The 4,847-nt window shown below is 66.1% G+C and carries 6 protein-coding genes; 3 read left to right on the plus strand and 3 right to left on the minus strand.

Features of this window, described 5'->3' with window-relative positions; all coding sequences use genetic code 11:
* The first annotated feature begins 155 nt into the window (after window positions 1-155).
* A complete protein-coding gene (locus QZZ33_RS07500) occupies window positions 156-1,454 on the plus strand; it encodes a M20/M25/M40 family metallo-hydrolase (protein WP_291379154.1) in 1,299 nt (432 codons plus the stop codon).
* A 17-nt stretch (window positions 1,455-1,471) separates the two neighbouring features.
* Here QZZ33_RS07500 and QZZ33_RS07505 read toward each other — a convergent pair whose 3' ends face one another.
* A complete protein-coding gene (locus QZZ33_RS07505) occupies window positions 1,472-1,729 on the minus strand; it encodes a DUF5703 family protein (RefSeq protein ID WP_366475812.1) in 258 nt (85 codons plus the stop codon).
* A 43-nt stretch (window positions 1,730-1,772) separates the two neighbouring features.
* Here QZZ33_RS07505 and QZZ33_RS07510 point away from each other — a divergent pair, with 43 nt between their 5' ends.
* Entirely contained in the window at window positions 1,773-2,108 is a 336-nt protein-coding gene (locus QZZ33_RS07510; protein WP_291379155.1) for a primosomal protein, read from the plus strand.
* A 32-nt stretch (window positions 2,109-2,140) separates the two neighbouring features.
* Here QZZ33_RS07510 and QZZ33_RS07515 read toward each other — a convergent pair whose 3' ends face one another.
* On the minus strand, window positions 2,141-3,103 hold the full coding sequence (locus QZZ33_RS07515) for an aldo/keto reductase (protein ID WP_291379156.1): 963 nt from the start codon (window positions 3,101-3,103) through the stop codon (window positions 2,141-2,143).
* Window positions 3,104-3,168: 65 nt separating this feature from the next.
* Between QZZ33_RS07515 and QZZ33_RS07520 the strand changes: the two genes are divergently transcribed.
* Window positions 3,169-4,029 (plus strand): undecaprenyl-diphosphate phosphatase, encoded by an 861-nt coding sequence (locus QZZ33_RS07520; RefSeq protein ID WP_291379157.1) that lies wholly within the window; start codon window positions 3,169-3,171, stop codon window positions 4,027-4,029.
* 30 nt (window positions 4,030-4,059) lie between these two features.
* On the opposite strand, the gene QZZ33_RS07525 is transcribed toward QZZ33_RS07520, so the two are convergent.
* Window positions 4,060-4,847, minus strand: a 788-nt coding sequence (locus tag QZZ33_RS07525; protein WP_291379158.1) for a PAC2 family protein, incomplete at its 5' end; no start/stop codon positions are given.

The following is a 4,847-nucleotide window of genomic DNA, read 5'->3' on the forward strand; positions in this document are numbered from 1 at the left end:
CTTGAGGTGCTAGTGCCCTAACGGGCGTGGGGGTTCAAGTCCCCCCTCGGACACCACACTGCAGGATCCTCGTCGCGACCGGCGGCCTCAGCGCACTTCGTCCTGACAAGGCGCACCCTTTCAATCGGCTCTGACCGTCGGGGTAGCCTGGCCACATGCCGCCTGTGTCCGTGACGTCCCTCGCGCAAGACTTGATGCGCATCGACACGTCCAACTTCGGCGACGACCCAGGCCCGGGGGAGCGAGTCGCGGCGGATTACGTGGCGTCCTTCCTGTCGGATTTGGGTCTCGACCCTGTCATTCGGGAGTCCGAGCCCACCCGCGCGAACCTCACGGCCTGGTGGAAGGGTGCCGACAGCACCCGCCCGCCGTTGGTGCTGCACGGACACCTCGACGTGGTACCAGCGTTCAAGGACGACTGGTCGGTGGATCCCTTTGCCGCCGACGTGATTGACGGCATGATTTGGGGCCGCGGCGCGGTCGATATGAAGGGCGTCGACGCGATGTACCTTGAGGCGGTCAGGCGTCTCATCTCGACGGGTCGCCAGCCCGCGCGCGACATCGTGATCGCCTTTTTTGCCGACGAAGAGCACGGCGGGCGCAAAGGCGCCGGCTGGATGGTGGAGAACCATCCCGACGACTTCAGGGGCGCCACCGAGGCGGTGAGCGAAGTCGGTGGCTTCTCGATTCAGATCGCGGGCAAGCGGACGTATCTCATTCAGACGGCCGAGAAGGGCATTCAGTGGCTGAAGCTCGCGGCGTCAGGCGTTCAGGGGCACGGCTCGCTGGTGCACCACGACAACGCCGTGGCGCACCTGGCGGGCGCGATGGCCCGCATCGGAGAGCACCGCTGGCCGCTCGATATAGGCCCGACGGTGGAACACCTGCTGCGCGGAGCGGCGGAGCTACTCGATCTCGAGTACGAGCCGACAGAGGAGCGCGTGGCGCAGATTGTTGCGGGGATGGGGCCCGTGAGCCGCATGATCGAAGCGTCATTGCGCAACACGTCCAACCCGACGATGCTCGACGCTGGCTACAAGGTCAACGTCATCCCTGATGTGGCGCGCGGTTTCGTTGATACGCGCTTCTTGCCGGGACAACAGGAGTCCGTGCTTCGCACGATCGAGGAGCTCGCGGGAACCCACGTCAAGGTCGAGCCCTACATCAACGAGGGCGCCACCGAGTCGCCGTTCGACAGCCCCGTGGTGGACAAGATGATCGAGGCTCTGCACACCGCAGACCCCGATGCAGTGGTGTTGCCCTATTCCCTGATGGGCGGCACCGACAACAAGCACCTGGCCAAGTTGGGAATTGCCGGTTACGGCTTCGCACCGCTCAAGTTGCCGCCGGATCTCGACTTCTCCGCGCTCTTCCACGGAATAGACGAGCGCGTGCCGATCGAGAGCCTCGAGGTGGGGGCGGACGTCGTCGAACAGTTCCTGCTGGATTGCTGAGGCACCGAGGGCACTCGCTAAGCAGCGTCCGTGCGCTCCACGTGCATCGTGCGCCTGCGGAGCCACACGCGGCGGGCGCCGCCGATGAAGACCACGGTACGGGCGAGCTCCCAGCGACCGTATTCGGCCTGCTCTGACAGCAATTGAGTGGTCTCAGGGCGCGTGATATCTCGCGGGATATCGACCACCCTCCATTGCATGTGAGAACCAGGGGGGCGATTTTCCAGGCGCGGGTTGATGACGTGGCCGGAGGTCAAGCGCGCTGAGTCGGTCATCTTGTCTCCCATCTAACCCCGCGAGAGGGGTAACGTCATCCTCATGAGTACCAACGCCCGTGAGGCACTGCGACACTTGACAGGGGCGCTCGAGGCCCACCTGGAGGCGGTTGTCGCACGCCGCAGCGCCGAAGACGCGGCGGTGGACGACGCTTTCGACGCGGTGGCTGAAGCGTTCGAACGGTACGAAGACGCACTCGACTCAGCGTTTGGCGAGTCGCTTCCGTTGGTCCTCGACGACTTCGACGATACCGATGACGACAGCGACGACGATGGCGATGACGACACCGAGGACGACGAACTCGAGCCGATCGACGGGCACGCCAGCGAAAACGAGGACGAGATGGACGACGAGATCGAGGAGTTCGACCTGCGGTAGGTCTCCGCACTCGGGCATCGTCGAAGCATGGTCTACCGCCGCTCGGGGTAGCCGATGTCGGGGGCGGTGACGTCGTCGAGCGCAGTACGAATCGGCTCCGGCAACACCAGGTCCTCTGCGGCGAGGCTCGGCTCGAGTTGCTCCGCCGTGCGCGCCCCGACGATTGCCGAGGCCACGCCGGGGGCATCCCTCACCCAGGCGAGGGCGACCTCGTGCGCAGAACGCCCGAGGCCTTCGGCCGCGGTGGTGAGCGCGGTGACAATCGATGCGGTGCGCGGTGTCAGGTAGGGCTCGACGAATCCGGCGAGATGGTCGGAAGCGGCGCGCGAGTCGGCGGGAATCGCGTGGGCGTACTTTCCGGTGAGTACTCCGCGCCCCAACGGTGACCAGGCCAGGATGCCCATGCCGAGAGCCTGTGCCGCGGGCACCACCTCTCGTTCAATTCCCCTCTCAAGCAGCGAGTACTCCACCTGGGTGGCGGCGGGTGCTGCCGCCTCCCGAGCCACAGACGCGGCTCGAGCCATTGCCCACCCCGGGAAGTTGGAGATTCCCACTTGCCTCGCCCTACCAGTGGTGAGAGCCACCTCCAGCGCATGCATCGTCTCTTCGAGAGGCGTCACGGAGTCAAACGTGTGGACCAGCCACAAGTCGACGTGGTCGGTCATCAATCGCGCGAGCGACGCGTCGAGAGTGTCGAGAAGTGCGCCACGCGACGCGTCGATCACTCCTCCTTCTGGCGTGCGCCGCACGCCGGCCTTGGTGCAGAGCTGGAGTTCTGAGCGCGAGAATCCGCCGTCGAGGAGCGAGCCAATGACCGATTCCGATCCCCCGTCCGCATACGTGGCGGCGGTGTCGACGAGGGAGCCACCCGCGTCCACAAATGCACCCAGCAGCCTGCCAGCCTCTTCCCTGGAGGTGTCGCGCGACCACGTCATCGTCCCGAGGGCGAGACGCGAGACCTCAGCTCCGCGAGCCCCGAGCCGTCTGCGCTGCATGCGAGCGAACCTACCGGGGCGCGCCGCGGTCCGGCGTGCGGCGCGCGGGAAGTAGCCTGTCCGACATGAGTTGGTGGGAAGCCGTCGTCCTTGGGCTCGTGCAGGGCCTCACAGAATTCTTGCCGATCTCCTCGTCGGCGCACATCCGGGTCATCGGGCCGCTGCTTCCTCACGGCGGCGACCCAGGGGCGGCCTTCACCGCCATCATCCAGTTGGGAACGGAAGCGGCCGTGCTGTTGTACTTCCGCCACGACATCGCCAGAATCATTGCCGCGTGGTTCAGGGCGCTGACTGGACGTGACGGCCGGGACCGTGCCTCTCGCTGGGGTGCCAACAGCGCCGACGCGCGCATGGGCTGGTGGGTGATTCTCGGTTCCGTGCCGATCGTCGTCATCGGGGTCTTGTTCAAGGACGCCATCGAGACGAGTGTGCGCAACCTGTACATCACCGCGACGGTGCTTGCGGTTTTCGGAATCATCCTCGGCTGGGTCGATCGAGTGCGCCCCGCCCGACGCGAACTGGACACACTGCGCGCGCGGGACGCAGTGCTGCTTGGCTTTGCTCAGGCCGCTGCGCTGATTCCAGGGGTCTCGCGCTCCGGCGGCACGATCACGATGGCCCGCTGGTTGGGGCTGACCCGACAGGCCGCCGCCCGCTACTCGTTCTTGCTCGCGATCCCGGCAGTGGTCGGCTCGGCGTTCTTTGAACTGGCCACCAGCTACGGGGACCTCACCGCGTCTGGCGGCCCAGGAGTTGCGGCCACCATCATTGCGACTGTCGTGGCCTTTGCCGTGGGCTACCTCGTGATCGTGTGGTTCCTGCGCATGCTCACCACCAGGTCGTTCATGCCGTTCGTGGTGTACCGAGTCGCTTTCGCAGTAGTGATCGTCGTGCTACTCGGCACGGGGGCCGTGGCGGCCATCTAGGTCGCCGGGCGGCGGTGCCCCTGCCCGGCGCTACTGCTTGCCGAGCCCGCCGTCGCGTCGGCGCAAGAACTGCTCGAACTCGGCGGCGATCGCGTCTCCGGAGGCTTCCGGAAGGCTGGCCTCATCCATCAGGGACTCGAGTTGGCGAACGTGCTCGCCGATCTCTTCGTCGTCCTCGGCGAGTTCGTCGGCTCCGCGGGTCCAGGCATCGGCCTCGTCCGGAAGTTCGCCAAGTGCGATGGGCACCCCCACGAGACGCTCGATCTGCCCCAGCAACGCCAAGGTGGCCTTGGGGTTTGGCGGGTGCGCTACGTAGTGGGGAACGCCCACCCACATCGACAGCACCGTGATCCCGCGCAACTGGGCCTCGTGGGCAAGGACGCCGACGATTCCGGTGGGACCCTCGTAGTCGGAACGCTCGATGCCCCACAACCTCCGCGCCTGAGCGCTCTCGGATGACACGAACGTGGGAAACGGCCGCGTGTGGGGAACGTCAACGAGCAGCGCACCACACGTGATGAGGGTGTTGACCTCCAGGTCTTCCGCATAGTCGAGGAGCTCTCCGCAAAACTGACGCCACCTCATGGACGGCTCGATTCCGCGCACCAAAGACACTCGCCGTTCGGGTGTCGAGACCGCCGCACACGTGGACACCACCGTTCCCGGCCACGAGATCACCTTCTCTCCGTCCGGCAAGCGCGACAGCGTCGGCCGACTCACCTGAAAGTCGTGGTAATCCTCGGGATCCATAGCGCCGTAATCCTGCGCGTCCCACGTCTCGGCGACGTGGTCGACCGCGTGGGATGCGGCGCTTCCGG

Source organism: Demequina sp., from assembly GCF_016278775.1.
Taxonomy (GTDB): domain Bacteria; phylum Actinomycetota; class Actinomycetes; order Actinomycetales; family Demequinaceae; genus Demequina.